Here is a 26,666-nt window from a genome sequence, read left to right as displayed (position 1 = left end):
TAAAGAATTTATATCATCATGAAGAAACTTATCTTTATGGGAATCCTCGGATTGTTTATCCTGGGTTCCTGCAACAGTAAATCGGGTGGCAACCACGAAGGCCACGACCATGGAACAGAAGCACATGACCACGACCATGAAGGTGAAAACCACAATCACGAAGGCGAAGATCATGAAGGACATGATCACGAGGGTGAAGAACACAGCCAAAGTACCGAACCGGTAGCCGGGCACAGTGACGAAATCATCCTGCCGAAAGCAAAAGCTGAAGCAGCCGGAGTGAAAATAAGCGTCATCGCACCGGAAGCTTTTGAACAAGTGATAAAAACGAGCGGGCAAGTGCTGGCTGCACAGGGAGATGAATCCGTAGCGGTAGCTACTGTGGCCGGTGTCGTTAGTTTTCGCAGTAAAGTGACCGAGGGCATGAGTGTGGGCAAAGGCACTGCATTGGTGACCATTTCATCCAGCAACATTGCCGATGGCGACCCGGTACAACGTGCCCGCATCGCCTACGAAATATCCAAGAAAGAGTACGAGCGTATGCAAGCACTTGTAAAAAACAAAATCGTATCCGACAAAGAGTTTGCACAAGCAGAACAAAATTATGAAAATGCACGTATCAGTTATGAAGCACTTGCCAAGAATCATTCGGCAAGCGGACAAGCTGTGGTTTCCCCTATTGCCGGGTTCGTAAAGAATATCCTGGTGAAAGAAGGAGATTACGTGACCATCGGCCAGCCATTGGTCAGCGTTACACAGAACCGCCGTCTCTTCCTGCGAGCCGAAGTTTCGGAGAAATACTATCCGTCTCTGCGCACCATCGGTTCGGCCAATTTCAAGACACCATATGATGATAAAGTATACGAACTGAAAGGATTGAACGGCCGCCTTTTGTCATTCGGCAAATCGGCCGGCGACAATTCATTTTACGTGCCGGTCACTTTCGAATTCGACAATAAGGGTGACATCATTCCGGGTTCGTTCGTTGAAGTATACCTGCTGTCGTCACCCATGGAAAACGTGATATCGCTTCCACGCACCGCACTAACCGAAGAACAGGGCCTATTCTTCATCTATCTGCAACTGGATGAAGAAGGATATAAGAAACAGGAAGTCACCCTCGGAGCCGATAACGGTAAGAGCGTACAGATACTTTCGGGTGTTAAAGCCGGTGACCGGGTAGTGACCCAAGGTGCTTATCAAGTAAAACTGGCTTCAGCAAGCAACGCAATACCTGCACACAGTCACGAACATTAAAAGATTTACGATTGGAAGATTTACAATCGAAGTAAATCCGGCAATCATAGGTTACAAACTATAAACAAAGAATATTGTGTTAAATAAAATCATACATTTCTCTCTTCAGAACCGTATCCTGGTGCTTGTAGCCTCGGTACTGTTGCTGATTGGCGGAACTTATACCGCCATGCATACCGAAGTAGACGTGTTCCCCGATCTCAATGCCCCGACGGTGGTCATTATGACCGAAGCCAACGGTATGGCAGCCGAAGAGGTGGAACAACTCGTGACTTTTCCCGTAGAAACAGCCGTAAACGGTGCCACCGGTGTGCGCCGTGTACGTTCATCTTCGACCAACGGATTCTCTGTCGTATGGGTAGAATTCGACTGGGGAACCGACATATACCTTGCCCGCCAGATTGTAAGCGAAAAGCTGGCCATCGTAGGCGAAGAACTTCCTTCGAATGTAGGTAAACCGACACTGGGACCACAGTCGTCTATTCTGGGTGAAGTCCTGATTATCGGATTAACAGCCGACTCGACTTCCATGCTCGACCTGCGCACCATTGCCGACTGGACCATCCGTCCGCGCCTGCTCTCTACCGGAGGTGTAGCACAGGTAGCCGTATTGGGAGGTGAATTGAAAGAATATCAGATTCAACTCGATCCGGAACGTATGCGTCATTACGGTGTATCGATGAACGAGGTGATGACCGTCACCCGGGGAATGAACCTGAATGCAAACGGAGGAGTACTTTACGAGTATGGCAACGAGTACATTGTACGCGGCGTACTTTCTACCGCCAAAGTAGATCAGTTGGGCAAAGCAGTGGTAAAAAGCATCAATAGCGTACCCGTACTGCTGGAAGACATAGCCGATGTCCGGATTGGCCCGAAAGCTCCCAAACTGGGTACCGCCTCGGAAAGAGGAAAACCCGCAGTACTGATGACCGTCACCAAACAACCTTCCACCAGTACGTTGGAACTGACCGATAAACTGGAAGCTTCACTGAAAGACCTGCAAAAGAATCTGCCACCGGATGTAAAGGTATCTACCGACATTTTCCGCCAGAGCCGTTTCATCGAGAACTCCATCAGCAATGTAAAGAAGTCACTCTTTGAGGGCGGCATCTTTGTAGTCATCGTCTTGTTCCTGTTCCTTGCCAATGTTCGGACTACGGTCATTTCACTGGTAACACTGCCTCTCTCACTGCTTGTCTCCATACTTACCTTACACTTCATGGGACTGACCATCAATACCATGAGTCTGGGAGGTATGGCCATCGCCATCGGTTCGCTGGTGGACGACGCCATTGTCGATGTAGAAAACGTATACAAACGGTTGCGTGAGAACCGCCTCCTGCCCGAGAGTGAACGCCTTTCAGTTATCCAGGTGGTATTCAACGCTTCCAAAGAGGTTCGTATGCCTATCCTGAACTCTACGCTGATTATTGTCGTCAGCTTTGTGCCTCTCTTCTTCCTTTCCGGTATGGAAGGACGCATGCTGGTTCCGCTGGGCATTGCCTTCATCGTAGCATTATTCGCATCGACGATAGTGGCATTGACACTGACCCCGGTACTTTGCTCGTATCTGCTGGGTAAAGACAAAGGGGACAAACTTCCGAAAGAGGCCCTCGTAGCGCGCTGGATGAAAGGAGGGTATGAAAAAGCACTGACTTGGGTATTATCCCACAAACGCGTAACTTTGGGAAGTACCATCGGGCTATTCATCATCGCTCTGGGATTCTTCTTCACTTTGGGACGCTCGTTCCTTCCGCCGTTCAACGAGGGGTCGTTCACTATCAACATCAGTTCGTTGCCGGGTATCTCACTCGAAGAGAGCGATAAGATGGGACACCGTGCCGAGGAACTTCTGCTATCCATCCCCGAGATACAGACAGTGGCCCGCAAGACCGGACGTGCCGAACTGGACGAACATGCCTTAGGTGTGAACGTATCGGAAATAGAAGCGCCATTCGAACTGAAAGACCGCTCGCGTACCGAACTGATGGCGGATGTACGAGAGAAATTAGGTACCATCACCGGAGCAAATATCGAAATAGGACAGCCCATCAGCCATCGTATCGACGCTATGCTCAGTGGTACCAAAGCCAATATCGCCATCAAACTGTTCGGTGACGACCTGAACAAGATGTTCTCTCTGGGCAACCAGATAAAAGGGGCTATCGACAACATTCCGGGCATCGCCGACCTGAACGTAGAACAACAGATCGAACGTCCGCAATTGAAGATCACCCCCAAACGGGAAATGCTGGCTAAATATGGCATTACTCTGCCGGAATTCTCTGAATATATCAATGTGGCATTGGCCGGTGAAGTGATTTCGCAAGTATACGAACAGGGTAAGAGCTTCGACCTGATTGTGAAAGTGGAAAACAGTTTCCGTGACGAAGCCGAAAAGATACGCAACCTGATGGTAGACACACAGGACGGAAAGAAAGTGCCGTTGAGTTACATTGCCGACGTAGTTTCGGCTATGGGGCCGAATACCATCAACCGCGAAAACGTAAAACGCAAAATCGTCATCTCTGCCAATGTAGCCGATCGTGACTTGCGAAGTGTGGTAAATGATATTCAAAAGCAGGTGGACGAACAAATCAAGCTCCCCGAAGGTTATCACATCGAATACGGCGGACAATTTGAAAGCGAGCAGGCAGCCAGCCGCACTCTGGCACTGACCTCATTCATGTCCATTGTAGTGATCTTCTTGCTGCTGTATCATGAGTTCCGCAGCGTGAAGGAGTCGGCGGTCATCCTGATAAACCTGCCTCTGGCACTGATCGGAGGTGTGTTTGCCTTGCTGATCACAACGGGAGAAATCAGCATCCCGGCCATCATCGGTTTCATTTCGCTGTTTGGTATCGCCACGCGTAACGGTATGTTGCTTATCAGCCATTACAACCACCTGCAACAGGTAGAAGAATTGGGAGTATACGACAGCGTTATCCGTGGATCACTCGACCGTCTGAACCCGATTGTAATGACAGCCCTCTCGTCCGCTCTGGCACTGATACCGCTGGCATTAAGCGGAAGTCTGCCCGGTAACGAAATTCAAAGTCCGATGGCAAAGGTAATCCTGGGCGGTCTGTTGACGTCGACTTTCCTGAACGGATTTATTATCCCGATTGTTTATCTGATGATGAACGGAAAAAGAAAATAATAAAAGGCCTCACTCCTGAGAGTGTGTCATCATGCACCACAGATGTGGAACTCTGTGATACTTTGTGATGAATACGAATTTCGATATACCCTCAGAGATGTGAAGCCATAAACCCCAATAATCATATGAAACGAATAACCATACTTGCCGCCACCCTCTTTGCGCTATCCGGATTGCAGGCACAAACCGGTATAGACGGGGTACTGCGCAACATCGAAACCAATAATAAAGAGTTGCAAGCCAACGCACAATTGATTGCCTCACAGAAGCTGGAAGCCCGGACGGACAATAATCTGCCTGACCCTACCCTTTCGTATGCCCATTTGTGGAACAACAAAGATAAGAATAATACGATCGGTGAGCTTGTAGTCTCCCAAAGTTTCGACTTTCCGAGCCTGTATGCCACCCGCAATCAACTGAACCGACTGAAGTCCGGTGCTTTTGACGGGCAAAAAAGTGTATTCCGCCAAAGTATCCTGTTACAGGCTAAAGATGTTTGTCTGGATATCATCATGTTGCGCAAGCAACAACAGATACTGGCAGAACGTTTGCGAAACGCCGAGGAGCTATCTGCCATGTATGCCAAACGTCTGCAAACAGGAGATGCCAACGTGATCGAAACCAATAAGATCAATCTGGAACTGCTGAACGTGAAAACAGAAGCATCGTTAAACGAAACGGCCCTTCGGAATAAAATACAGGAGCTGACGGCACTGAACGGAAACATACCGGTCGTGTTTGAAGACTCCGACTATCCGGCTGTTATCTTTCCTACCAATTACGAAGAACTGAAAACGGAAGTTCTGGCATCGGACTACACACTGCAGGCTCTCAACAGTGAAAGTGCCGCTGCCCGCAAACAAATCACAGTCAACAAATCGCAATGGCTTCCGAAGCTGGAACTGGGATACCGTCGGAATACCGAATCGGGCGAGCCTTTCAACGGAGTTGTCGTAGGTTTCTCTTTCCCCCTGTTCGAGAACCGCAACAAAGTGAAGATAGCCAAAGCACAGTCACTGAACATCGACTTGCAACGGGCCAATACTTCGGTACAGGTGGAATCGGAACTGACACAACTTTACCGCGAAGCCCACACACTACGTACTTCAATGGAAGAATACGAGAAAACCTTTCAGGCGCAACAGGATTTATCTTTGCTGAAACAAGCACTGACAGGCGGACAAATCAGTATGATAGAATATTTTGTAGAAGTATCGGTAGTATATCAGAGCAAACAGAACTATCTACAACTGGAGAACCAGTATCAGAAGGCCATGGCAAAGATATATAAGAATAAACTATAAGAGTTGGGTTGCCCCCCTTTTCACCACAGATTACGCAGATTAACATAGATTGAATTGCAAGCTGTTGATTATCAAAATGAATTATCTATGAGAATCTGTGTGGTCCGTGGTAAAAAAGGCTTTTGACACCTCAACTGAAAGTCCGTCAGAATATCCGATAAGATAACTGGAAGTTCAGTACGGGATAAGCCTTAAAGTTTTTCAGGAATTTATTGAAACGGCTCAGTTCCTGGTCAACCGCATCTTCCACGATCTTTCCGGTAGTTGCTTCAATCTTCGGATTGCCATGAAACATAGCTCCCAATTCGAACTTGAAACCTACGCGTGAGTGAGCCACCGAACGCCCGAATCCGAGTCCGACGTAAGGCTTCACGGCATTGGTTTTCAGAGCAGCTTCCACACGTCCGTCAGCCCCCGGCTCGATGATGATATCTCCCACCTCAATCCGTTCGTCTGTCTCACCCGACACTTTCAGGATGGACGATGTTCCGAAAAGCAGTCCGGCAGTCACATGGAAGACTGATCTTCTGAACGGGAAATAATCAAGCAACACCATTCCGTTTGCCATATTCGCTTTAGCCTTCAAAGGAACCGTATAATATCTATCCGGATCCTCATAACCGACACGGGCATTTGCCGGCAACGGACCTTCATAGGTTCCGTCATAATCATAATTATAATTGAACTTCAACAAAGAGAATCCGGCACGAAGTCCCAGATAATCGTTCAACGGAGCGGCCACCTGCAATCCTCCTCCCAGTGTTCCCGCATTCAGCGAAACAGATAAATGACTGAAAGGCTTTACCCTTTCCGTACCAGTCTGAGCCATAGCCGGGACACCTATACTAAAAGCAACCAGCCAGACCAAAAGATGATAAAAGTTTGTTTTCATTAATAAGCTTGTTTGTGTGAATATTGAGTGAACTATCATAATGTCCGTATGTCCTCGGGCAAATATCCGCTTCGGATACGCCACTCTTGCGGATAAAGATTATTGGCGCGATTGCCGATGTTCTTCACAAATCCTAAAGGTATCTTTTTATAAGTGACCAGCACGTATCCTCTGGGAGCAGAGGGCGAGAGAGTGATGGCTTCTTTCCGCAGATAGGCAATGGCTTGTTCGTAAGTCAGCTCTTCGGCCGGGAAAAGCGATGTTTCCAGCAGACGGCTCATGGCAAGCCCATGTGCCGGAATCAGATCTTTTCCTTTGACTTCGGCTACTTCCGTGCCCGCCTGGACAATGCGGAGAGACGAACGAAGCATAGCTAAATCATCCAGAAAAAGTGCAGGAAAAGCAGTAATCACAGCACCGTTCACCAACAAATCATACTTGTCGGAAGTTGTCAACCAGCCTCTGGCAACGGCCAAATTCTCTTTGGATACCGATGAAGCAGCCGTTTCACCTTTCGATTTCTTTTTTTTCGGAAAATGGAAGCCTCCATCCGTTTCTTCTGCTTCTTCCGGCTTGCGAAGCACGGCGAGGAAAAAACCTTCTCCCTGTGTTTTATGAGGCAGGAAGCGGTAGACAGGCGCATCGGCCCCGACGAGCAAACCACCGGTAATGTTCCATTCTTCGGGAACGGTAAGCGGCAGCGGTTCTGCTCCGAATTCCTGCCTGATCCAGGCAATGTTCTCTTCGTCTTCCCGGGTATTATAGGTACAGGTACTGTAGATCAGGATTCCTCCCGGTTTCAGACAAGGCCAGATGTCGGTGATAATCCTGCGTTGGCGTTGCCAGCAGATTTCCACGTTCTCAGGGCTCCACTCTTCTATGGCACCGGGATCTTTACGAAACATTCCTTCACCCGAACAGGGCACATCAGCCAATATGACATCGAAGAAGGAACCGACCCGCGAAAAATCAGAAGGGTCATTATTGGTAACCACAACATCGGGATGTCCCCATTTCGTCAGATTCTCTGCTAATATCTGCGAGCGGTTACGGATGACCTCGTTGGCCACTAACAGGCTCCCGTCCGGCAACAGGCTGCGGGCATGAGTAGACTTCCCCCCGGGAGCGGCGCAGAGATCGAGCATCTTCACCGGAGCCGTGACATACCGGCGCAACACCTGTTCCACAAACATCGACGAGGCCTCCTGCACGTAATAGCATCCGGCATGAAAAAGAGGATCGAAGGTGAACGTCAGCCGCTGATTGAGATAATATCCTCCTGACGCCCAGGGAATGCACCCTGAAATGGAAGAACAGGACAGCGAATCAGTAAACTTGCTGTTCAGCCGGACACTAACAGGCGGCTCTTGCTCCAATGCAACGGATAATTTCTGATACTCTTCATCCCCCATCAGCGCACGGGTCGATTCGATAAATGATATAGGTAATTTCATTCTCCTTTATTATAAGATATAAAACCGATCGGATTACGGGATTTCCCGTCCGGTCGTTTGTCGTTGACCTGCAACTCGGCAATTGCCTGATTAATCAATTCTAATTGCATCCTCGTATCTTCATTGATGTCATTGTAATCGGCAAATGCCTCTTCTACATATTCTTTTAATTCTTTGATTTCATTTTGCAACCTGGTGATATCATTCACCGGAAGGGCCGAAACCAATTGGCGGACAGCCACAAAAGCGCGCATGATGGAGATATTCACTTCGATGGCAATATCACTGTTCAACACCCCGGAAAGCATGGCCAGCCCCTGTTCGGTAAAAGCAAAAGGAAGCTTGCGGGTACCTCCCCAACTTGATATCACAATTTGTGACTTCAAGATTTCCCATTCTTCCGCATTCAATTGGAACATAAAATCGACAGGAAACCTTTTACTATTCCTCTTTACTGCCTGATTCAGAACACGGGTTTCTACCTGATACAATCCTGCCAGATCAAAATCCAGCATCACTTTCTGCCCCCGTATCTCGTAAATCTTGCTCTGTATGATTTGTAGCTCCATCACTTTTGTGTATTAATAGCTGCAAATATCAAAAATATTTCGTCTCTTTGCAACTTTCTGCGCTATGAACTACGTCTAACAGACAAATAAACAAAAACAATTAAAAAAACAACAGTAATATGAAACGTATCTTTATCGCTTTGATGGTAGCTATGACTTTCTGTTCGCTGGCAATGGCACAGAACCAAACCATCACCCAAAACAACAATGACTCTTCAGACTCTACCTTCGTTGCTGAATACACGGACATTGTGGACAGCAGTACCGTAGACACCGACTACCAGAGCAGCAGCTTCGATTTCGGAAACGAATTTCCGTTCAATATGGGCAAAGGAGCTATTAACGGAGGTATACTGACAGGTTTAATAGTCGTCATACTGATATTCGGATTCCCTTTCTTTATCGTATTCGTTGCTTTCTACTTCCGATACAAAAACCGGAAAGCAAAGTACAAACTGATGGAACAGGCACTGGCAACCGGACAACCCCTGCCGGAAGGAATTTTCAAAGATAGCCTGCCACAGGACTACCGGACGAAAGGCATCAAGAACATCTGTACCGGAATCGGACTGTTCATCTTCCTTTGGGCCATCACAGACGAATTCAGCATAGGATGTATCGGATTGCTGGTGTTGTTCACCGGAATCGGGCAGTGGATCATCTCACGCAACCAGCAGCACGGACGCCCGGAAGACCCTTTCACTACACACAGAGACGAAACCCAGAATGAACAGAAATGAGCCAGCTCAATGATATATCGTTAGTCGCACAGGTCGTGGTGTTCAGAAACACCAGGGCCTTCGACCAATTGGTACAGAAGTATCAGTCGCCCGTCCGGCGCTTCTTCCTGAACCTGACCTGCGGCGACAGCGAACTGAGCGACGACCTGGCACAAGATACGTTTATAAAAGCCTACACAAACATCGCAAACTTTAAAAACCTTTCAAGTTTCTCAACATGGCTTTACAGAATTGCTTATAACGTATTTTATGATTATATTCGCAGCCGAAAGGAAACAACGGATCTGGATGCCCGTGAAGTGGATGCTGTCAACAGCACCGAACAAGTGAATGTGGGCGAACAGATGGATGTTTACCAATCACTCAGAACGCTGAAAGAAATAGAACGCACCTGCATCACTTTGTTCTATATGGAAGATGTCAGTATAGAAAAGATTGCGGGAATAACGGGATGCCCGGTAGGAACGGTCAAATCGCACCTGTCGAGGGCTAAAGACAAATTGGCAATTTACTTAAAACAAAACGGTTATGACGGAAACAGATGATAAACTCCTGAAGCAATTCTTCAGCGAGCAAAAACAAGAAGTAAAAGATGATGGGTTCAGCCGCCGCGTCATGCGTAACCTACCGGGACGAAACCACCGGTTGATCCAGATATGGGGAACGGTCTGCACAGTATTGTGCGTCATCCTGTTCTTCGCCTTCGGAGGTCTGCAAGCCACTATCAGTACGCTGCGCGAAGTTTTTGTATCCATGGTACAACACGGGCTTACAACAGGATTCGATCCGAAATCTCTCTATATCGCCATTCTGGTACTCGCTTTCTTCGGAGCACGCAAGGCATGGTCTATGGCTTGATGCGGAGATAATCCGGAAGCCGTACAGAGATTTGTGCGCAACAGCCCTAAAAAACAAGTGAAAAACTTGCTTTCAGGATCAGGATGCGTTATCTTTGTAAACAAGATACATACAATATATTCAATTTAATATGAGGTAAAAGGGAAGAGTTGCAACTCTTCCCTTTTTTTATGGTATCACCGGCAGATCTTCCGGAAGACGGTGCGTCCGGAGGAAACAGACGGTGTCTTTCGGTCCGGAAGACGGTGTATTCCTGCCAAAAGCAGTAAGCTTTCGCCCCCGAAGCCCGGCTCTTCCACCCGATAACATCAGGAGTAAATCAATTATCTCCTGATGTTATCAAGCATTACTCCTATTCTTTCCCGAAAAAGCGCCACACTGTTAATATACATTAAATCTGCTCTTGACAAAAAGAAGCCAAGAACAGAGATGTTGTATCTTTGTTTCCTTGTAAACTAAATAAAGACTGAGGTTTTGAAATTATACGTTTTAATAATAGCGATCATTCTCTCTATAGGCACTGCCCGAACACAGAATATTGACAGCCTGCTGATGCAGCGGGAGGACACTACACAATTTATTCGAAGCGACTCTCTCGTCATGCAGTTCCTCGAGTACTCTAACATCCCTATCACTGACAATAATAAGGTGAAACTTATCAAAAGCGGGCGGGAGAAATTTGAAGACTTGTTCGAAGCCATCCGCGGAGCAAAGCATCACATTCATCTGGAATATTTCAATTTCCGTAACGACTCCATAGCCAATGCACTGTTCGACCTGCTCGGCGAAAAAGTGAAAGAGGGTGTCAAGGTACGGGCATTGTTCGATGCATTCGGTAACTGGTCGAACAACAAGCCACTCAAAAAGAAGCATCTGAAAGCAATCCGGGAGAAAGGAATCGAAATCGTAAAATTCGATCCGTTCAAGTTCCCGTATATCAACCATGCAGCCCATCGTGACCATCGGAAGATTGCGGTCATCGACGGAAAAATAGGGTATACGGGTGGAATGAATATTGCGGATTACTACATCAACGGGCTACCCAAGATAGGTACCTGGCGCGATATGCACATCCGGATCGAAGGTGACGCGGTGAATATTCTGCAAGAAATCTTCCTCGACATCTGGAACAAGACTACCAAACAAAACATCGTGGGCGAAGAATATTTCCCGAATCATCCGCAACGTGCAGACAGTTGCAACACAATCATCGCAATCGTAGACCGCACTCCCAAACGGAACTCCCGAATGCTGAGCCACACGTATGCCATGTCTATCTATGCCGCGCAACACGATGTACGCATCGTGAATCCATACTTCGTTCCGACTTCCTCCATCCGCAAGGCCCTCAAGAGGGCACTGAACCGGGGAACGAAAGTAGAAATCATGATTTCTTCCAAATCGGATATCCCTTTCACACCGGATGCCTCGCTCTATGCCGTGCAGAAACTGATGAAAAAAGGGGCAAATATCTATCTGTACAACGGTGGATTCCACCACTCAAAGATCATGATGGTGGACGATCTGTTCTGCACCGTAGGTACAGCTAACCTGAACAGCCGGAGCCTGCGATACGATTATGAAACGAATGCCTTCATTTTCGACAAAAACATCACTCAGCAGTTAAATGACGTTTTTGAAGCCGACACCCTGCATTGCACCCGTCTGACCCCGGAAATGTGGAGACAGAAATCGGCTTGGAAGAAGTTTAAATGTTGGTTTGCGAACTTATTCACACCGTTCTTGTAAGTTATTCGGGCTGTTTTTGTAACTTTGGCAGGAATTTTTAGTAACTCAAGAAGTATAACCATCCATATGAAACAATATTTAGATCTGCTCAACCGGGTGTTGGCAGAAGGAACAGAAAAAGGTGACCGCACCGGAACGGGAACCATCAGTGTCTTCGGACACCAGATGCGTTTCGACCTGGACGAAGGCTTCCCTTGCCTCACTACCAAGAAACTTCATCTGAAATCGATCATTTACGAACTGTTGTGGTTCCTGAAAGGAGACACAAATGTGAAATATCTGCAGGACCACGGTGTACGCATCTGGAACGAATGGGCGGACGAGAAGGGCGACCTGGGACATATTTATGGTTATCAGTGGCGTTCGTGGCCCAACTATGACGGCGGATTCATCGACCAGATCAGTGAAGCGGTGGATGCCATCAAACACAATCCGGATTCACGCCGCATCATCGTCAGTGCCTGGAACGTCGGTGACCTGGATCACATGAACCTCCCTCCCTGCCACGCGTTCTTTCAGTTTTACGTAGCGAACGGACGATTGAGCCTGCAACTCTACCAGCGCAGCGCCGATATCTTCCTGGGTGTACCGTTCAACATAGCCTCCTATGCACTGCTGCTACAGATGATGGCACAAGTCACCGGTTTGAAAGCGGGAGAGTTCATCCACACGCTGGGTGATGCGCATATCTACCTGAATCATCTGGAACAGGTGAAACTGCAACTTAGCCGGGAGCCCCGTACACTGCCGCAGATGAAAATAAATCCGGATGTGAAAAGTATCTTCGACTTCCGGTTTGAGGATTTTGAATTAGTAAACTACAATCCGCACCCGCACATTGCAGGGAAAGTTGCGGTATAACATAACTCCACCAGACTATGAGTAGAATTAGCATTATTGCCGCTGTAGACCACCGAATGGCCATAGGATTTCAAAACAAGCTTTTATTCTGGCTGCCCAACGACCTGAAACGTTTCAAGGCGCTGACCACAGGAAACACAATCATAATGGGACGAAAAACTTTCGAATCGCTTCCTAAAGGAGCGTTACCCAATCGACGGAATGTGGTACTCTCTTCCAATCCGGCAACCGAATGTCCCGGAGCAGAGGTGTTCACTTCGCTGGAAGCCGCTTTGAAGAGTTGTCAGGAAGAAGAGAAAGTATACATCATCGGAGGAGCAAGTGTCTACCGCCAAGCCATGCCTTTGGCCGACGAACTATGCCTGACCGAAGTTGATGACACAGCTCCGGAAGCAGATGCCTTTTTCCCGGCTGTAGATACGACTATATGGCACGAAAAAAGCAGAGAAGTCCATCCTGCGGATGAGAAACATCTCTGCTCATATGCTTTCGTAGATTACGTTCGGGGATAAACTTAATCCTCGTCCGTTTCTACCATGATCGGCATTTGCCGCTTGATAGCTTCATGGAATGAAATAAGCGTCTCCGTACGAGCCAATCCCAACGGTTGAAGTTTATCATGGATCACACTCAGAAGGTGATGGTTGTTCCTTGCGTATATCTTGATAAACATATCGTATTTCCCGGTGGTGAAATGACATTCCACTACTTCCGGAATCGCTTCCAAAGCTTTGGTCACAGAATCGAACGACTCAGGATCTTTCAGATAAATCCCAATATAAGCACATGTCTCATATCCAATCTTCTCCGGGTCGATAACATACTCCGAACCTTTCAATATACCCAGATTAGTCAACTTCTGTATGCGTTGATGAATAGCCGCACCCGAAACGTTGCACGCTCTTGCCACTTCCAGAAACGGAATGCGGGCATTGTCGGCAATCAACTTCAGAATCTGCTCGTCTAAAGTATCTAATTGATGATGTCCCATTTTAAATCAATTTGTTTTAATATATCAATCTCTAATGCAAAGTTAGTTATTTCCCCGGCAATAAATACTATAGTTTATTACTTTTATTTGTAAAAATAGAATAAATCGGCAATAGTTCGTACCTTTGTAAAAACAATAAATTCACACGATATGAAGCTAATATTGACCTTATTCACCTGTCTTTTCGTGACAGGATGTGCATACGCACAAAACTTTTCGGACTACTTTACGAACAAAACACTGCGCGTCGATTATCTTTTCACCGGAAATGCGGAAAAGCAATCAATTTGTCTCGACGAACTTTCGGAACTGCCTACATGGGCGGGCAGACGGCATCATCTTGCAGAATTACCACTGGAAGGAAACGGGCAAATTGTCATGCGTGATGTGGAAAGCGGAAAAGTTATCTATGCCACTTCGTTTTCCTCACTATTCCAGGAATGGCTGGAGACAGACGAAGCTAAAGAAGTAACCAAAGGATTTGAGAATACTTATCTCCTGCCCTACCCTGTAAAACCAGCGGAAGTAGAAATCACGCTGCGCAACAACAAACACGAAGTAAGCGCAAACCTGAAGCATATCGTCAGGCCCAATGATATTCTGATACATAAAAAAGGACTCACACACATCACCCCACACAAATATTTGCTGAAAAGCGGAAACGAAGAACAATGTATCGATGTGGCAATCCTGGCCGAAGGATATACGAAAGCCGAAATGGAAACTTTCTATAAAGATGCAGCCGTGGCATGCGAAGCACTATTTTCGCACGAACCGTTCCAGTCTATGAAGAACCGTTTCAATATCATAGCCGTAGCCAGTCCTTCCGCAGACAGCGGAGTCAGCGCTCCGAAACAGGGAGCATGGAAACATACCGCCTTCGGCTCGCACTTCGATACTTTCTACTCTGACCGCTATCTGACTACCAGCCGTGTAAAAGCAATTAACGACGCATTGGCAGGCATTCCCTATGAACATATCATAATCCTCGCCAATACAGAACAATATGGCGGAGGCGGCATCTACAATGCTTTCACATTAACCACCGCACATCACCCCAACTTCCGTCCGGTAGTGGTACATGAATTCGGACATAGTTTCGGTGGTCTGGCCGATGAATACTTCTATGACGAAGATGTGATGAACGGCCTCTATCCACTCAGTATCGAACCATGGGAACAAAACATAACCACACGTGTCAACTTCGCTTCCAAATGGGAAGATATGCTCACCAAAGGTACCCCGGTTCCGACTCCGGTAGCAGATAGGGGCCAATACCCCACAGGTGTATACGAAGGGGGAGGTTACTCGGCTAAAGGTATCTATCGCCCGGCATTCGATTGCCGCATGCGCACAAATGAATATCCCACATTTTGTCCGGTTTGCCAGAGATCCATCAAACGAATCATAGAATTCTATACAGGTCAATAACCTGAATTCAATATAGGAGTAGTGATGATGTTATTGCCTTGTAGTCAGGCAAAATTAAAATAGCCAGCTTTCAACCGATCAACAGAGATATTGAACTTTAGTTCTCAAGGTCGTAAGACTGATCACTACTTCTATACCTTCACCATTGACCTGCCCCACAATGACTCACCCTGTATCAAGCAGACTAAAAAGAAGAAAACATTGACAACAGTAAAAAACTGTATTATCGTACAAAAGCAATAGATCGCTCGCCTTTTGGTCTACACAATAATGCACCACAATCTTGAATAACATAAATCTATGGGTAAGCAATCACAGAAACCCAGACATACTCATAAGAAAAAAGGCCGTCTGGGAATTAATCAGACGACCTTTTCTATGTATGGAATCAACTTATTCGCGAGCTCTCGCAGAATAGTTAATTTTCAGTGCATAAGCTTGACGAAGAGCCTGTTTAATATCGGTAACGATACCCATTTTAGTATCCTGGTCAATTTTCAAAGACACAGTCATAAAGGGTTGGTCTTCCTCTTTCATACTTGAACGCTCGTTAGTTACATAAGCCTGAATCTCGTCAACTTCAGCATATGCATCATTCAACTGGATACGGCTTTCAGACCCCAGTTTTTTACGAAATTCTGCTGTCGGTTTACCTACGTAGATAAACGTAACCAAAGATTTCTTTTCAAGCTTTTCCAACTCAGTACCTTGCGGAATCTTAAACTCAACCTTCAATGAAACTTCACGCATTGTTGTTACAATCATAAAGAAGAACAACAATGTAAAGATCAAGTCAGGTAGTGAAGAAGTATTCAGCGTAGGCATCCCGCGCTTACCTGTTTTATTAAATTTTCCCATTAATTATTCTTTTTTACTCCTTTAGGTTCAGCCTCAGATATTTTCTGAGGAAAAATTTCACGAATAGCTTTCTGCTGATCTTCATTCAAATCAGCATAGTTTTTCTGCCACTTTTCCTGAGCCAATTCATCTCTCAACTCATTATAAGCAGCAACCAGCTCATTCTGAACATCAAAATAGACCTGATAAGAAGATCCACGGTCACTCTGCAAAGAGATTACATGATTCTCCGTAACCATGACATTACCAAAGAAAGGCACATCTTTAGCGTGTTTTTCCGGTAATTTTTCATCGTTATATGGATTGGCAATGAACTCTTTGGCTTTTTCCCTCAATTGCTTCACATCAACATATTCACCACCGCACATCAACTGATTCTGATAGTTCAATAGAATCTGTAAAACGTTACGGTCCTTAACAATTACGTCATTATCAACCTGATCCTTATCGGGAGGGGGAGGCAATTGTCTTGCCAGACCACGGTCAGTATCCATAGATGTCGTAATCAAGAAGAAGATAAGCAATAAGAATGCAATATCTGCTGTTGAACTTGAATTAATCTCAGGAACTTTTCTATTTCCTTTTGCCATTGTAGTTACTGTATTTTATTGAGTTTCCTCAATTAGTTATGATAATTTCTTTTTGATACTACTTCCGATGATAGCAAGAACTGTTACCAACATTAAGAAATAGATACTATAAAGGAACATATCAGTCAGCTTTAACCAGAAAGGAACGTTATCAGTTCCCTCATATCCTTGAATTGTCAGTGCTTCACCACTACCCATAGACCATGCTACGACCAACACAAGAACCAGAAGAATAAGTCCGAGCAATGATCTGATAGCACCTTTTGGATTATCTTTCAAAGCAGAACCGAACTGGAAGATAGCAGCAACCACAGTTGCAACTACAGCAATGCCAAACAGACCATACATCAAGTACAGCAAGGCATCTGTGTTTGCGGGATTATCCATGTCGTATACAATTGGAGTTTCCATTTGTCCACCAAAATAGAATAAACCTAATACGATCACGATAAGAGCAAACATCGCGTACAGTACGTAATACGATACTTTATATGTTAACTTACTCATCTCAGATTATTTTTTGTATTTCAAGTTATATTTGATTACCATGTCAAGCAAAGAGATAGAAGAATCTTCCATTTCGCTTGTAAGAGCTTCAATTTTAGCAAGGATGTAGTTATAGAATACCTGAAGGATCAAAGCTACAACCAAACCGAAGATAGTAGTAATCAAGGCAACCTTCATACCACCGGCAACAACTGTCGGAGAGATATCACCCTGCTGTTGAATCTTATCGAACGCCATAACCATACCTACTACAGTACCCAAGAATCCTAATGACGGAGCCATTGCGATAAACAATGTGATCCAAGAACATCCTTTTTCAAGGTAACCAGCCTGAACACCACCATAAGATACTACTGATTTTTCAACAACATCGATACCCTGGTCAATTCTCATCAGACCCTGATAATAGATAGAAGCAACAGGACCTCTTGTGTTACGAGCGATGTCTTTTGCAGCTTCAACATCACCTTTTTCCAAAGCTGCTTCAATAGAAGACATAAATTTCTTAGTGTTGATTTCAGCCAAGCTCAGGTAAATGATACGTTCAATACAGAAAGCCAAACCAATAACCAATGCGATAGCAACCAAACTCATGAAAGATGCAGTACCTTCGATGAATTTTACTTTAATTTCTTTGTGGATACCACCTTCTTCTTCAGCACCAGCAAGAGGAGCAGAAGCTTCAGCAGCCTCAGCTACAGCGTCAGCAACCGGTTTGTCTGCTGCAGGAGCAGCTTGTTCGGTGGCAGCAGCATCCTGAGCCTGAACGAGTTGAGTTGAGCCAAATGTTAAGACTCCCATCACAGCAACAATTGCAAATAACTTTTTCATTGTGTGTCTAATTTTTAAGATTAATTAATTAAATTATTATTATTGTATTTACTTATCGTCTCTTGTTTATACTTCTTGCGGAGAGAGCGGGATTCGAACCCGCGATACACTTTTGGCGTATACACGCTTTCCAGGCGTGCCTCTTCAACCACTCGAGCATCTCTCCAATCGGTGCTTCCCTCAAATCGGGTGCAAATTACAAAAAAAATGCGAACCACAAGCGTTTTCAGCTACAAATGTATTCTTTTTTTTCTTCTTCTGCAGCATTATCCTTCTTTTATCTTTAATAAATCAACTAAATTAATAAAATTTAAAATCTTGTGAAGCTTATTTGAGCATTCCAAACACTTTTAATGCGCTAACAGCGGTCAATTCCGCAACTTTTTCCGGATCTTCGTTATATATTTCGGCAACTTTTATTAATGTATCTTTCACATTCGCACTCTCATTTCTCTTTCCACGATTAGGAACCGGAGTGAGGTAAGGCGAATCGGTTTCCAATACGATACGCTCCAAAGGGACAGACCTCAATGTTTCCGGCAACGTTGACTTTTTGAAAGTCACTACACCGTTTATACCAATCTTAAATCCCGGAAACTCCATCATCCGGGCAGCTTCACCGGGGGTTCCCGTAAAACTATGAAAGATTCCGGTCAATCCACTATTTTTATAAGGTTGCAATACCTTATATATATAATCGAAAGCTTCGCGACAATGAATCACGATGGGCAATTGGTAATGAAGAGCCCATTGCACTTGTTTTTCAAAAGCAATCAACTGTTCTTTCAGCCAGGTTTTATCCCAATAAAGATCGATTCCAATCTCGCCCACAGCAACGAACCGACCGGAAGTTTCCAGATTACTGGCAACGATTTCAAGCTCTTTTTCATAGGACTCGTTCACGGAAGTAGGATGCAATCCGATCATCGGAAAGCAAAAGTCCCGATAAGTATCACAAACCGAAAGCATAGGTTCAATCGTCGTACTATCTATATTAGGCATAAAGATATGCGTAACACCGGCAGCACGGGCGCGTTGCATGACCAAAGGCAAATCTTCGGTAAATTCATCCAGAAAAAGATGGGAATGTGAATCAACAAGCATATTTTAAAGAATCTCCTTATTCTGCATTTCTCCGGTCCGGTAATAATATATCAGACCATAATCACGACATTTTTCCAGGCGTTTCTCATTGGGCGATACATCCTGAAATTTGGCTTCCACCTGATTCCAGATATCCAGAATCAGCCGGTCGGCTTGCATGCGCATGGCTGCAAGTTGTTCTAAACTACGATTAGTGAGAGACTGAAGGTTTTTCTGTTTTTCATATCCTTCCATGAATATATCATAATGCACTTTCACTTTAGCAACCGTAGGATTATAAATCGGAATACCGCCTTGAGAGGTACGCCTCCGTTCTCCTTCTATGATTTTTTGTCCCCATTCGGCCAGGGAAGCTTCACTACTTAAATCGGGGACACTGAAGTTATCCACAGGCAAACCATACAAAGCCTTATGAATCTCCTTGATTTCCATACGAATCACGGCCAAATTCAAGACTTGTATAAAGTGAGAAATATAAAGCCGGGCTGTTTTTACATTCGCCTGGTGTTTCTTACTGTTCCTGCTTTGCTCGGCGTAACAGTGTACATAATAAGAATGCGCCGTTTCAAATTTAGACAGAAATATACGGGCTTCTCCCAATGTCTTGAGTGAGACAGGCAAATCATAGACATCACACATATCACCCTTCACGACCGCTGTTTTCAGCGCCCGTATCCTGGCTTGATCTGTATTTGGCAAACGTCTATAGGGCATCGCAATATTACATCTCGCGGTACATTAAATGCTTCATCAACTTTTTCAGCTCACTCTTCTTATCCTCAATGACAGACACGGCACCCAGGCTTGTCATCGCACGAGTGTAATACTCACGCATCTTGTTTTCGCAAACAGCCTTGATGCCAATCTGAGTGTACAATTCGGTCACAGCACTGATTTTTTCTTCGGGACAGAATGAAGTTGCACTCAACCAATGATTTAATTCCTCCAACTGATCCCGGTCGGCACGTTCCAATGCTTTAATCAGCATATACGTTTTTTTATTGCATAGAATGTCTCCACCGATGTTTTTACCAAACACAGCAGGATCACCATATACATCCAGCAAATCATCCTGCAATTGGAAGGCGACTCCGATTTGCATGCCAAAATCGTATAGATTTTCGGCATCTTCAGGAGAAGCTCCACCCAATACAGCTCCGATTTTCAAACTGGCAGCCAATAAAACCGCCGTTTTCAAACGGATCATTTCAAGATACTCCTCTTCTTTTACATTCTCCCGAGATTCAAAATCCATATCCATTTGTTGCCCCTCACAAATTTCAAGAGCTGTCAGGCTGAACAAATCCAGCACCTCTTTGAGATGTTGCGATGAACAGGAAGCCATATACTGATAGGCGAGCACCAACATAGCATCTCCTGACAAAATCGCAGTATTGTCACCCCATAGTTTATGAACAGTTTTCTTGCCACGGCGCATATCAGCCCGATCCATCAGGTCGTCATGCAAAAGAGTGTAATTATGATAAACTTCAATAGCCGTAGCAGGGTCATAAACAGGGGTCACATCCTCCTTATAGAGGTTATATGCCATTAGCATAAGAACCGGACGAATGCGCTTCCCCCCCATGGAAAGAACGTATTTAATAGGGTCATACAAACCGGCCGGCATACGTGTAAACTGGATATCTGAAATGTGGGAATTGATCTTATCAAGAAGCTGAAATGCTGTATACATAATAAATAAATTATAAAAAGAGAGATTGAATGAAAAGAGGCTGCTTGGACGGCAGCCTCTCTTATTATACTATACAATGATTATTGCAGTCTGAATCGTACAGGTAATGTAAATCTACAACGAACAGGTTTACCTCTCTGTTTACCCGGCTTCCATTTTGGCATGGTTTTAACCACACGAAGAGCTTCTTTATCAAGGTAAGGGTCAACGCTCTTTACAACCTTAATGTCGGTGATGCTACCATCACGTTCAACAACGAACTGGAGAACAACCTGTCCCTGAGTTCCGTTTTCCTGAGCGATCGGCGGGTATTTGATATTCTTATACAGGAACTGCAAACATGCAGGCATACCACCCGGAAACTCAGCTGGCTCTTCTACCACTTCAAAAATCTCTTGTTCCGCAGGTTCTTCTTCTTTTACCTCAACCGGTACATATTTTACTTCCACTTTCTGTCCGGTATCCTCAGTTGAAGCAATAGCTGTTTCTTGTACATCAGCCTCGTCATCAACAATCTTCAGGATTTCAGCCTGTTTGGGAACCTCAACGGGAGGTGGGGCCGGTTTTTCTTCCTGTTGTGTGATAGGAATCATTTCCTCTTCAAACTCAATCTGGGCTACCGCCTGGCTTGTATCGATCTTTATATCACGCTCCGTCCATTCGAACGCAACGAATATAAAGGCGAGCACCACCACGTAACCGATCAGCAGCCACTGGGTTTTCTTACCTTCGAGGTCTGCTTTGGGCGATTTTTTTACTTCCATAAAATTATTATATAAAAATTGGTGTTCTTCTGGTTTTTAAGCTGTTATTGCTTTTGTGGCACAAATATAACGCAGATATTTTAAAAATACAGTATATTTGGCGAAAAAATTTAGATAATACGTTAAAAAAGGGAGTAAACCTGCTGCATAACATAATGAAAAAGATAACAATTGCAATTGATGGCTTTTCCTCATGCGGGAAAAGTACCATGGCTAAAGATTTAGCCAAAGAAATAGGATACATCTACATCGATAGTGGAGCTATGTATCGTGCCGTTACATTATATAGTATAGAAAATGGCATCTTCCACGGTGATGCAATCAATGCGGATGAATTAAAACGACGTATCGGCAACATCCACATCTCTTTCCGGATCGATCCGGAAACAGGACTCCCCAACACTTACTTAAATGGAGTGAATGTAGAGAACAAAATCCGCACAATGGAGGTTTCTTCTAAAGTAAGCCCGATCAGCGCACTCGGTTTTGTCCGGGAAGCAATGGTGGCTCAGCAACAAGAAATGGGAAAAGCCAAAGGTATTGTTATGGATGGTCGGGACATCGGGACGACCGTATTTCCGGATGCGGAATTAAAAATATTCGTAACCGCCTCCGCCGAAATTCGTGCCCAACGCCGCTATGACGAACTGAAAGCCAAGGGTCAGGAAACCGGCTTCGAAGAGATACTGGAAAATGTGAAGCAACGTGACCACATCGATCAGACACGTGAAGTCAGCCCATTGAAGAAAGCCGACGACGCTTTGCTATTAGATAACAGCCATCTCACCATCGCCGAGCAAAAAGAGTGGCTGATGGCAGAATATCAGAAAGCGATAAAAGCATAAAAACAAAAGGGTGTAACCATCCGCCTGTTAGGGTGTAGCCATCCTAAAGAAAGGGTGTAGCCATCCGGTCAGTATGGCTACACCCTTTTTTAATCATACATTTGTAATCATTATGGTAAAAGTAGAAATAGATGAAGGTTCCGGTTTTTGCTTTGGAGTGGTCACAGCTATCCACAAAGCCGAAGAGGAACTCGCAAAAGGGGTAACGCTCTATTGCCTGGGAGACATTGTACACAACAGCCGTGAAGTGGAACGCCTGAAAGAGATGGGGCTGATTACCATCAATCATGAAGAGTTCAAACAGCTCCATAACGCCAAAGTTCTTTTGCGTGCACATGGCGAACCACCTGAAACCTATATCATTGCCAAAGAAAATAATATCGAAATCATCGATGCCACGTGTCCGGTGGTACTCCGCCTGCAAAAACGGATCAAACAGGAGTACATACAGGAGGACCTCGGTGAAAAGCAAATCGTAATTTATGGAAAGAACGGGCATGCGGAGGTCTTAGGTCTGGTCGGGCAGACAACCGGCAAGGCTATTGTGATAGAAAAGCTCGATGAGGCCCGCCGGCTGGATTTCAGCAAAAGCATACGCCTGTACTCGCAGACAACCAAATCACTGGATGAATTCTGGGAAATCGTGGAATATATCAAAGAACACATCTCTCCCGACGTAACTTTTGAGTACTACGATACCATTTGCCGCCAGGTGGCCAACCGTATGCCCAACCTGCGAAAATTTGCCGCATCACACGATTTGGTCTTCTTCGTCAGTGGTAAAAAAAGTTCAAATGGCAAAATGTTATTCGAAGAATGCAAAAAAGTCAACCCGAACTCACATTTAATAGACAGTGCCGACGAAATCGACGACTCTTTGTTGCCCGGTGTCAATTCTATCGGTGTATGCGGAGCTACATCGACTCCTAAATGGCTGATGGAAGAAATCTCTGATGCCATAAAGGCACAGATTAAAAGACGATGAATTAACGTTATTTAATCATACAGGGCACTCCTTTTTGTTATCTTTGCAACGTCAATTAAAAAACATGATTGTTATGGGAACAGTTAAGTGTGTTGGTATTTTAACTTCCGGTGGTGATGCACCGGGGATGAACGCTGCTATTCGTGCAGTAACGCGTGCAGCAATCTACAACGGACTGCAAGTAAAAGGTATATATAGAGGATACAGAGGTTTGGTAACAGGAGAGATCAAGGAATTTAAAAGCCAGAATGTAAGTAACATCATTCAACTGGGAGGAACGATCCTGAAAACAGCACGTTGTAAAGAGTTTACAACTCCCGAAGGACGTAAAATGGCATACGACAATATGGTGAAAGAGGGAATTGATGCCCTTGTGGTGATCGGTGGTGACGGTTCACTGACCGGAGCACGCATATTTGCGCAAGAGTATGATGTTCCATGCATCGGACTTCCGGGAACTATCGACAATGACCTTTACGGCACCGACACGACCATCGGATACGATACGGCGCTGAACACTATTTTGGATGCTGTCGACAAAATCCGTGACACGGCCACTTCTCACGAACGTCTGTTCTTCGTTGAAGTGATGGGACGTGATGCCGGTTTCCTGGCATTGAACGGTGCGATTGCTTCCGGAGCAGAAGCTGCCATCATCCCCGAATTCAGTACAGAAGTCGACCAATTGGAAGAATTTATAAAGAGCGGTTTCCGCAAATCAAAGAACAGCAGTATCGTACTGGTAGCCGAAAGCGAACTCACCGGAGGAGCTATGCATTATGCCGAACGCGTGAAAAACGAATACCCTCAATACGACGTCCGTGTCACCATTTTAGGGCACTTGCAGCGCGGGGGTAGTCCGACGGCACACGACCGTATTTTGGCCAGCCGCTTAGGCGCAGCCGCTATCGACGCTATTATGGAAGATCAACGAAATGTCATGATTGGCATTGAACACGACGAGATTGTATACGTTCCGTTCAGTAAAGCCATCAAGAATGATAAACCTGTCAAGAGAGATCTCGTCAATGTATTGAGAGAACTGTCTATTTGATAACAGTACAACAGTAATAAGATAAACGGTGGATGGTAAACAATACATGTTTATGGTTCATCGTTTATCATTTATTGGCAAGAAGCCCTTTTCCGACAAGATCCGTTCCGTCTCTTCCCATAGTTGTGTCCTTCGGTCAGGACAGGTATATTTTTCCGGCAAAGGACGACAATGATTATTCAAATTAAACGTTGCAGTCCGCCCCTCAACTTCCGCATCAAGCAATAATCCGATTGCAGTGGCCGCTCCTTGGAGGGGCGTGCGTATAAAAGGACGGAAAAAAATGTCTGTCAGCGGATCGAACCATTGGTCCATCCGTATGATATTGGTAGACACAATGCCCGGATCGGCCGCATTGGCAGTAATCCCGCGCGCCCGAAGACGTTCAGCCAGTTCAATGGTAAAAAGCAACAAAGCAAGCTTGGTATTGCTATAGATAGGAATACGCCAGAAACGTCCCTTTCTCTCCCGAAGAAAAAAATCCGGGAAATCCAGTTGACCGATCGCATAGGTACAAGACACCATATTGACAATGCGGGTTCCCTCTCCCATCAAGGGAAGCAAAAGCCGCGTCAAGAGATAAGGACCTACATAATTCACACTGACCGTCCGCTCCAAGCCATCTTCTGTAATGTGTAATCCGGTTTCCATCGTCCCGGCATTATTCATCAACAAAGCGACAGGAGCCTTTTGCCGTAACATCCGGTCAGCAAAGGCCCTTACCGAAGCCAGTGAGGCAAGGTCGATCTGCCATACCTCTATCTTTTCATTTCCCGTTTCTTTCACCAACTCCCGGCATTTCGTTTCAGCCTTTGATGATGAATAGCAAGCCATAATTACATCATAACCCTCACAAGCGACGGCACGGGTAATCTCCATTCCCATCCCGCCGTCGGCACCGGTAATAACAGCAAGTTTACGTTCCATCATTTATTCTCCAACTGTTCTATTTCTTTTTTCAGGCAAAGAGGAAGTTCTTCTGTCAGATGCTGATGGCAAGCCATTTCGATCGTGTACATCCTCCCAATGCAATAATTACTATGACCGCAATTACAGCGTGCGCTCTCTTCCCGACGCATCCGATTGACAAACTCCGGTTCGTTGAGTAAAGCACGTGCCATCTGCACGGCTTCGAACCCTTCGTTCAGCACTTCATCTATTTTCTCACGGGAAACAAGTCCGCCGACATAGATCAAAGGAATTTTAATTTCCGAACGAAACTTCAGAGCATCTTCCAAAAAATAGGCTTCTCTGAAAGGAACAGTCGGTATCATCATCCTCCCCGCCAATTTGACGCCGAATTTCAACCACCAACAATCCATATAATGTGTCAGGGTCTTGATAGGCATCGCCCCACGCATAACGTACATAGGGGCTTTACTGACAAATCCTCCGCTCAGAACCAACGCATGAGCGCCCAAAAATTCGAGCCGCCTGGCTACCTCGAGTGTCTCTTCTATTTCCATTCCACCCCGAAAGCCATCACGCATATTCATCTTCACAAATACTGCCATATCATTGCCGGCCGCCTTCATCACCTCTTCCATTACCATCGTCATGAAACGCATCCTATTCTCCAACGATCCTCCGTATTCATCTTTCCGATGATTGGTATAAGGCGACAGAAACTGACTAATCAGATAGCCGTGTCCCGCATGTAACTCGACAGCATCAAAGCCGGCTTCGCGGGCCAGGCAGACAGCACGCCCGTAAGCTTTTGCCATCTCCGGCAACTCTTCGCGTTTCATCCCCCGCACCCAAGTAGGCGAATAAATATTGAAACCTGATGAAGCAGAAATTGGGGTAACTCCGCAAATACTCTTATGAGACATATTGCCGCAATGACCTATCTGTATGCTGGCGGCGGCACCTTCGGCATGAATAGCAGCAGTCACTTCACGCAAACCGGGAATAATTTCCGGACGGAGCCACAATTGCCGTGGAAACGACAGTCCACTGCGTGTTACCGAAGCATAGGCAATGGTAGTCATTCCCACGCCTCCGGCGGCCACAGAACGATGGTAATCGAGTAACATGGGAGACATTTCCTGGACACATGCCTTCAAAAGCCGCCGAACGGATGGTACGGTTACGCAAAGTGAGCGGTCCGATGGTAACCGGTGTGAAAAGCTTAGAAGCAGAATGTGTGTTCATAAGTACTGT

At 45.5% G+C, this 26,666-nt stretch carries 26 protein-coding genes, 1 tRNA gene and 1 pseudogene; 13 read left to right on the top strand and 15 right to left on the bottom strand.

Going from position 1 to position 26,666, the window contains the following annotated elements:
• Positions 1 to 18 precede the first annotated feature (18 nt).
• The 3 genes from FDF36_RS11385 (at position 19) to FDF36_RS11375 (ending at position 5,724) form a co-directional block, all read left to right on the top strand.
• The gene (locus tag FDF36_RS11385) at positions 19 to 1,257 is read left to right on the top strand and encodes an efflux RND transporter periplasmic adaptor subunit (RefSeq protein ID WP_220391405.1); all 1,239 of its coding nucleotides are present in this window, start codon (positions 19 to 21) and stop codon (positions 1,255 to 1,257) included.
• A 76-nt stretch (positions 1,258 to 1,333) separates the two neighbouring features.
• Positions 1,334 to 4,420 carry an efflux RND transporter permease subunit gene (locus FDF36_RS11380; RefSeq protein WP_220391404.1) on the top strand — a complete coding sequence of 1,029 codons (3,087 nt, stop codon included), beginning with the start codon at positions 1,334 to 1,336 and terminating at the stop codon, positions 4,418 to 4,420.
• 125 nt (positions 4,421 to 4,545) lie between these two features.
• Positions 4,546 to 5,724, top strand: a complete 1,179-nt coding sequence (locus FDF36_RS11375; RefSeq protein WP_220391403.1) for a TolC family protein — start codon at positions 4,546 to 4,548, stop codon at positions 5,722 to 5,724.
• 145 nt (positions 5,725 to 5,869) lie between these two features.
• On the opposite strand, the gene FDF36_RS11370 is transcribed toward FDF36_RS11375, so the two are convergent.
• Genes FDF36_RS11370 through FDF36_RS11360 form a run of 3 tightly spaced genes read right to left on the bottom strand, consistent with a single transcriptional unit; the run spans position 5,870 to position 8,639 of the window.
• Positions 5,870 to 6,616 carry a hypothetical protein gene (locus tag FDF36_RS11370; protein WP_005821622.1) on the bottom strand — a complete coding sequence of 249 codons (747 nt, stop codon included), beginning with the start codon at positions 6,614 to 6,616 and terminating at the stop codon, positions 5,870 to 5,872.
• 35 nt (positions 6,617 to 6,651) lie between these two features.
• The gene (locus tag FDF36_RS11365) at positions 6,652 to 8,070 is read right to left on the bottom strand and encodes a methyltransferase RsmF C-terminal domain-like protein (RefSeq protein WP_220391402.1); all 1,419 of its coding nucleotides are present in this window, start codon (positions 8,068 to 8,070) and stop codon (positions 6,652 to 6,654) included.
• On the bottom strand, positions 8,067 to 8,639 hold the full coding sequence (locus FDF36_RS11360; RefSeq protein ID WP_080720228.1) for an ORF6N domain-containing protein: 573 nt from the start codon (positions 8,637 to 8,639) through the stop codon (positions 8,067 to 8,069). Before FDF36_RS11360 ends, FDF36_RS11365 begins: the two co-directional genes overlap by 4 nt.
• Positions 8,640 to 8,758: 119 nt before the next feature.
• Between FDF36_RS11360 and FDF36_RS11355 the strand changes: the two genes are divergently transcribed.
• From FDF36_RS11355 to FDF36_RS11330, 6 genes are all read left to right on the top strand, one after another.
• Positions 8,759 to 9,379 carry a DUF6249 domain-containing protein gene (locus tag FDF36_RS11355; RefSeq protein WP_220391401.1) on the top strand — a complete coding sequence of 207 codons (621 nt, stop codon included), beginning with the start codon at positions 8,759 to 8,761 and terminating at the stop codon, positions 9,377 to 9,379.
• Positions 9,376 to 9,924: an RNA polymerase sigma factor gene (locus FDF36_RS11350; RefSeq protein WP_005808274.1), complete on the top strand. Its 549-nt coding sequence runs from the start codon at positions 9,376 to 9,378 to the stop codon at positions 9,922 to 9,924. Before FDF36_RS11355 ends, FDF36_RS11350 begins: the two co-directional genes overlap by 4 nt.
• Positions 9,908 to 10,237 (top strand): DUF5056 domain-containing protein, encoded by a 330-nt coding sequence (locus FDF36_RS11345; RefSeq protein ID WP_220391400.1) that lies wholly within the window; start codon positions 9,908 to 9,910, stop codon positions 10,235 to 10,237. Before FDF36_RS11350 ends, FDF36_RS11345 begins: the two co-directional genes overlap by 17 nt.
• A 474-nt stretch (positions 10,238 to 10,711) precedes the next feature.
• Positions 10,712 to 11,986 (top strand): cardiolipin synthase, encoded by a 1,275-nt coding sequence (gene cls / locus FDF36_RS11340; RefSeq protein ID WP_005821631.1) that lies wholly within the window; start codon positions 10,712 to 10,714, stop codon positions 11,984 to 11,986.
• Positions 11,987 to 12,052: 66 nt separating this feature from the next.
• Positions 12,053 to 12,847, top strand: coding sequence for a thymidylate synthase (locus FDF36_RS11335; RefSeq protein ID WP_220391399.1), 795 nt, complete (start codon positions 12,053 to 12,055; stop codon positions 12,845 to 12,847).
• Positions 12,848 to 12,864: 17 nt separating this feature from the next.
• Positions 12,865 to 13,359, top strand: coding sequence for a dihydrofolate reductase (locus tag FDF36_RS11330; protein WP_032531964.1), 495 nt, complete (start codon positions 12,865 to 12,867; stop codon positions 13,357 to 13,359).
• 2 nt (positions 13,360 to 13,361) lie between these two features.
• Here the strand turns inward: FDF36_RS11330 and FDF36_RS11325 are convergent, their stop codons facing one another.
• Positions 13,362 to 13,838 carry an Lrp/AsnC family transcriptional regulator gene (locus FDF36_RS11325; RefSeq protein WP_005781250.1) on the bottom strand — a complete coding sequence of 159 codons (477 nt, stop codon included), beginning with the start codon at positions 13,836 to 13,838 and terminating at the stop codon, positions 13,362 to 13,364.
• Between the two features lie 150 nt (positions 13,839 to 13,988).
• On the opposite strand from FDF36_RS11325, the gene FDF36_RS11320 reads away from it, so the two are divergent.
• Positions 13,989 to 15,269, top strand: a complete 1,281-nt coding sequence (locus tag FDF36_RS11320) for an IgA Peptidase M64 (protein ID WP_220391398.1) — start codon at positions 13,989 to 13,991, stop codon at positions 15,267 to 15,269.
• A gap of 393 nt (positions 15,270 to 15,662) precedes the next feature.
• On the opposite strand, the gene FDF36_RS11315 is transcribed toward FDF36_RS11320, so the two are convergent.
• The 9 genes from FDF36_RS11315 to FDF36_RS11275 form a co-directional block, all read right to left on the bottom strand.
• Positions 15,663 to 16,127: an ExbD/TolR family protein gene (locus tag FDF36_RS11315; protein WP_005781259.1), complete on the bottom strand. Its 465-nt coding sequence runs from the start codon at positions 16,125 to 16,127 to the stop codon at positions 15,663 to 15,665.
• Complete coding sequence (locus FDF36_RS11310) at positions 16,127 to 16,717, bottom strand: ExbD/TolR family protein (protein WP_220391397.1); 591 nt, start codon at positions 16,715 to 16,717, stop codon at positions 16,127 to 16,129. The genes FDF36_RS11315 and FDF36_RS11310 overlap by 1 nt, the downstream gene beginning before the upstream one ends.
• 36 nt (positions 16,718 to 16,753) lie before the next feature.
• Positions 16,754 to 17,224 carry a hypothetical protein gene (locus FDF36_RS11305; protein ID WP_220391396.1) on the bottom strand — a complete coding sequence of 157 codons (471 nt, stop codon included), beginning with the start codon at positions 17,222 to 17,224 and terminating at the stop codon, positions 16,754 to 16,756.
• A 6-nt stretch (positions 17,225 to 17,230) separates the two neighbouring features.
• Entirely contained in the window at positions 17,231 to 18,055 is an 825-nt protein-coding gene (locus FDF36_RS11300; protein WP_005808294.1) for a MotA/TolQ/ExbB proton channel family protein, read from the bottom strand.
• A 78-nt stretch (positions 18,056 to 18,133) separates the two neighbouring features.
• Positions 18,134 to 18,221 (bottom strand) — tRNA-Ser (locus FDF36_RS11295).
• A gap of 161 nt (positions 18,222 to 18,382) precedes the next feature.
• Positions 18,383 to 19,159, bottom strand: a complete 777-nt coding sequence (locus FDF36_RS11290) for a TatD family hydrolase (RefSeq protein WP_220391395.1) — start codon at positions 19,157 to 19,159, stop codon at positions 18,383 to 18,385.
• A gap of 3 nt (positions 19,160 to 19,162) precedes the next feature.
• Positions 19,163 to 19,873, bottom strand: coding sequence for a hypothetical protein (locus FDF36_RS11285; protein ID WP_220391394.1), 711 nt, complete (start codon positions 19,871 to 19,873; stop codon positions 19,163 to 19,165).
• A gap of 7 nt (positions 19,874 to 19,880) precedes the next feature.
• Positions 19,881 to 20,855, bottom strand: a complete 975-nt coding sequence (locus tag FDF36_RS11280) for a polyprenyl synthetase family protein (RefSeq protein ID WP_220391393.1) — start codon at positions 20,853 to 20,855, stop codon at positions 19,881 to 19,883.
• Positions 20,856 to 20,935: 80 nt separating this feature from the next.
• Positions 20,936 to 21,619: an energy transducer TonB gene (locus tag FDF36_RS11275; protein ID WP_220391392.1), complete on the bottom strand. Its 684-nt coding sequence runs from the start codon at positions 21,617 to 21,619 to the stop codon at positions 20,936 to 20,938.
• A 155-nt stretch (positions 21,620 to 21,774) separates the two neighbouring features.
• Between FDF36_RS11275 and cmk the strand changes: the two genes are divergently transcribed.
• The 3 genes from cmk (at position 21,775) to pfkA (ending at position 24,503) form a co-directional block, all read left to right on the top strand.
• A complete protein-coding gene (gene cmk / locus FDF36_RS11270; protein WP_220391391.1) occupies positions 21,775 to 22,464 on the top strand; it encodes a (d)CMP kinase in 690 nt (229 codons plus the stop codon).
• Positions 22,465 to 22,576: 112 nt separating this feature from the next.
• Positions 22,577 to 23,449 carry a 4-hydroxy-3-methylbut-2-enyl diphosphate reductase gene (locus tag FDF36_RS11265; RefSeq protein ID WP_220391390.1) on the top strand — a complete coding sequence of 291 codons (873 nt, stop codon included), beginning with the start codon at positions 22,577 to 22,579 and terminating at the stop codon, positions 23,447 to 23,449.
• Between the two features lie 73 nt (positions 23,450 to 23,522).
• Entirely contained in the window at positions 23,523 to 24,503 is a 981-nt protein-coding gene (gene pfkA, locus FDF36_RS11260; RefSeq protein ID WP_220391389.1) for a 6-phosphofructokinase, read from the top strand.
• Positions 24,504 to 24,560: 57 nt separating this feature from the next.
• Here pfkA and FDF36_RS11255 read toward each other — a convergent pair whose 3' ends face one another.
• Both FDF36_RS11255 and FDF36_RS11250 read right to left on the bottom strand, forming a co-directional pair.
• Positions 24,561 to 25,430: an SDR family NAD(P)-dependent oxidoreductase gene (locus tag FDF36_RS11255; RefSeq protein WP_220391523.1), complete on the bottom strand. Its 870-nt coding sequence runs from the start codon at positions 25,428 to 25,430 to the stop codon at positions 24,561 to 24,563.
• Positions 25,430 to 26,657, bottom strand: a pseudogene (locus tag FDF36_RS11250) (NADH:flavin oxidoreductase). The gene FDF36_RS11255 and the pseudogene FDF36_RS11250 overlap by 1 nt, the downstream one beginning before the upstream one ends.
• Between the last annotated feature and the right edge of the window lie 9 nt (positions 26,658 to 26,666).

This window comes from Bacteroides fragilis, from assembly GCF_019583405.1.
Classification (GTDB): domain Bacteria; phylum Bacteroidota; class Bacteroidia; order Bacteroidales; family Bacteroidaceae; genus Bacteroides; species Bacteroides fragilis_B.
This window is presented reverse-complemented; position numbering and strand designations above follow the sequence as displayed.

What these genes read in the sequence shown, in the direction of transcription:
- FDF36_RS11325 (WP_005781250.1), bottom strand. Translation starts at nt 13,838, where the DNA reads ATGGGACATCATCAATTAGATACTTTAGACGAGCAGATTCTGAAGTTG.
- FDF36_RS11300 (WP_005808294.1), bottom strand. Translation starts at nt 18,055, where the DNA reads ATGAAAAAGTTATTTGCAATTGTTGCTGTGATGGGAGTCTTAACATTT.
- FDF36_RS11310 (WP_220391397.1), bottom strand. Translation starts at nt 16,717, where the DNA reads ATGGCAAAAGGAAATAGAAAAGTTCCTGAGATTAATTCAAGTTCAACA.
- FDF36_RS11285 (WP_220391394.1), bottom strand. Translation starts at nt 19,873, where the DNA reads ATGCCCTATAGACGTTTGCCAAATACAGATCAAGCCAGGATACGGGCG.
- FDF36_RS11315 (WP_005781259.1), bottom strand. Translation starts at nt 16,127, where the DNA reads ATGGGAAAATTTAATAAAACAGGTAAGCGCGGGATGCCTACGCTGAAT.
- pfkA (WP_220391389.1), top strand. Translation starts at nt 23,523, where the DNA reads ATGGGAACAGTTAAGTGTGTTGGTATTTTAACTTCCGGTGGTGATGCA.
- FDF36_RS11370 (WP_005821622.1), bottom strand. Translation starts at nt 6,616, where the DNA reads ATGAAAACAAACTTTTATCATCTTTTGGTCTGGCTGGTTGCTTTTAGT.
- FDF36_RS11365 (WP_220391402.1), bottom strand. Translation starts at nt 8,070, where the DNA reads ATGAAATTACCTATATCATTTATCGAATCGACCCGTGCGCTGATGGGG.
- FDF36_RS11355 (WP_220391401.1), top strand. Translation starts at nt 8,759, where the DNA reads ATGAAACGTATCTTTATCGCTTTGATGGTAGCTATGACTTTCTGTTCG.
- FDF36_RS11320 (WP_220391398.1), top strand. Translation starts at nt 13,989, where the DNA reads ATGAAGCTAATATTGACCTTATTCACCTGTCTTTTCGTGACAGGATGT.
- cmk (WP_220391391.1), top strand. Translation starts at nt 21,775, where the DNA reads ATGAAAAAGATAACAATTGCAATTGATGGCTTTTCCTCATGCGGGAAA.
- FDF36_RS11330 (WP_032531964.1), top strand. Translation starts at nt 12,865, where the DNA reads ATGAGTAGAATTAGCATTATTGCCGCTGTAGACCACCGAATGGCCATA.
- FDF36_RS11255 (WP_220391523.1), bottom strand. Translation starts at nt 25,430, where the DNA reads ATGGAACGTAAACTTGCTGTTATTACCGGTGCCGACGGCGGGATGGGA.
- FDF36_RS11290 (WP_220391395.1), bottom strand. Translation starts at nt 19,159, where the DNA reads ATGCTTGTTGATTCACATTCCCATCTTTTTCTGGATGAATTTACCGAA.
- FDF36_RS11305 (WP_220391396.1), bottom strand. Translation starts at nt 17,224, where the DNA reads ATGAGTAAGTTAACATATAAAGTATCGTATTACGTACTGTACGCGATG.
- FDF36_RS11335 (WP_220391399.1), top strand. Translation starts at nt 12,053, where the DNA reads ATGAAACAATATTTAGATCTGCTCAACCGGGTGTTGGCAGAAGGAACA.
- FDF36_RS11345 (WP_220391400.1), top strand. Translation starts at nt 9,908, where the DNA reads ATGACGGAAACAGATGATAAACTCCTGAAGCAATTCTTCAGCGAGCAA.
- FDF36_RS11350 (WP_005808274.1), top strand. Translation starts at nt 9,376, where the DNA reads ATGAGCCAGCTCAATGATATATCGTTAGTCGCACAGGTCGTGGTGTTC.
- FDF36_RS11265 (WP_220391390.1), top strand. Translation starts at nt 22,577, where the DNA reads ATGGTAAAAGTAGAAATAGATGAAGGTTCCGGTTTTTGCTTTGGAGTG.
- FDF36_RS11385 (WP_220391405.1), top strand. Translation starts at nt 19, where the DNA reads ATGAAGAAACTTATCTTTATGGGAATCCTCGGATTGTTTATCCTGGGT.
- FDF36_RS11275 (WP_220391392.1), bottom strand. Translation starts at nt 21,619, where the DNA reads ATGGAAGTAAAAAAATCGCCCAAAGCAGACCTCGAAGGTAAGAAAACC.
- FDF36_RS11375 (WP_220391403.1), top strand. Translation starts at nt 4,546, where the DNA reads ATGAAACGAATAACCATACTTGCCGCCACCCTCTTTGCGCTATCCGGA.
- FDF36_RS11360 (WP_080720228.1), bottom strand. Translation starts at nt 8,639, where the DNA reads ATGGAGCTACAAATCATACAGAGCAAGATTTACGAGATACGGGGGCAG.
- FDF36_RS11280 (WP_220391393.1), bottom strand. Translation starts at nt 20,855, where the DNA reads ATGTATACAGCATTTCAGCTTCTTGATAAGATCAATTCCCACATTTCA.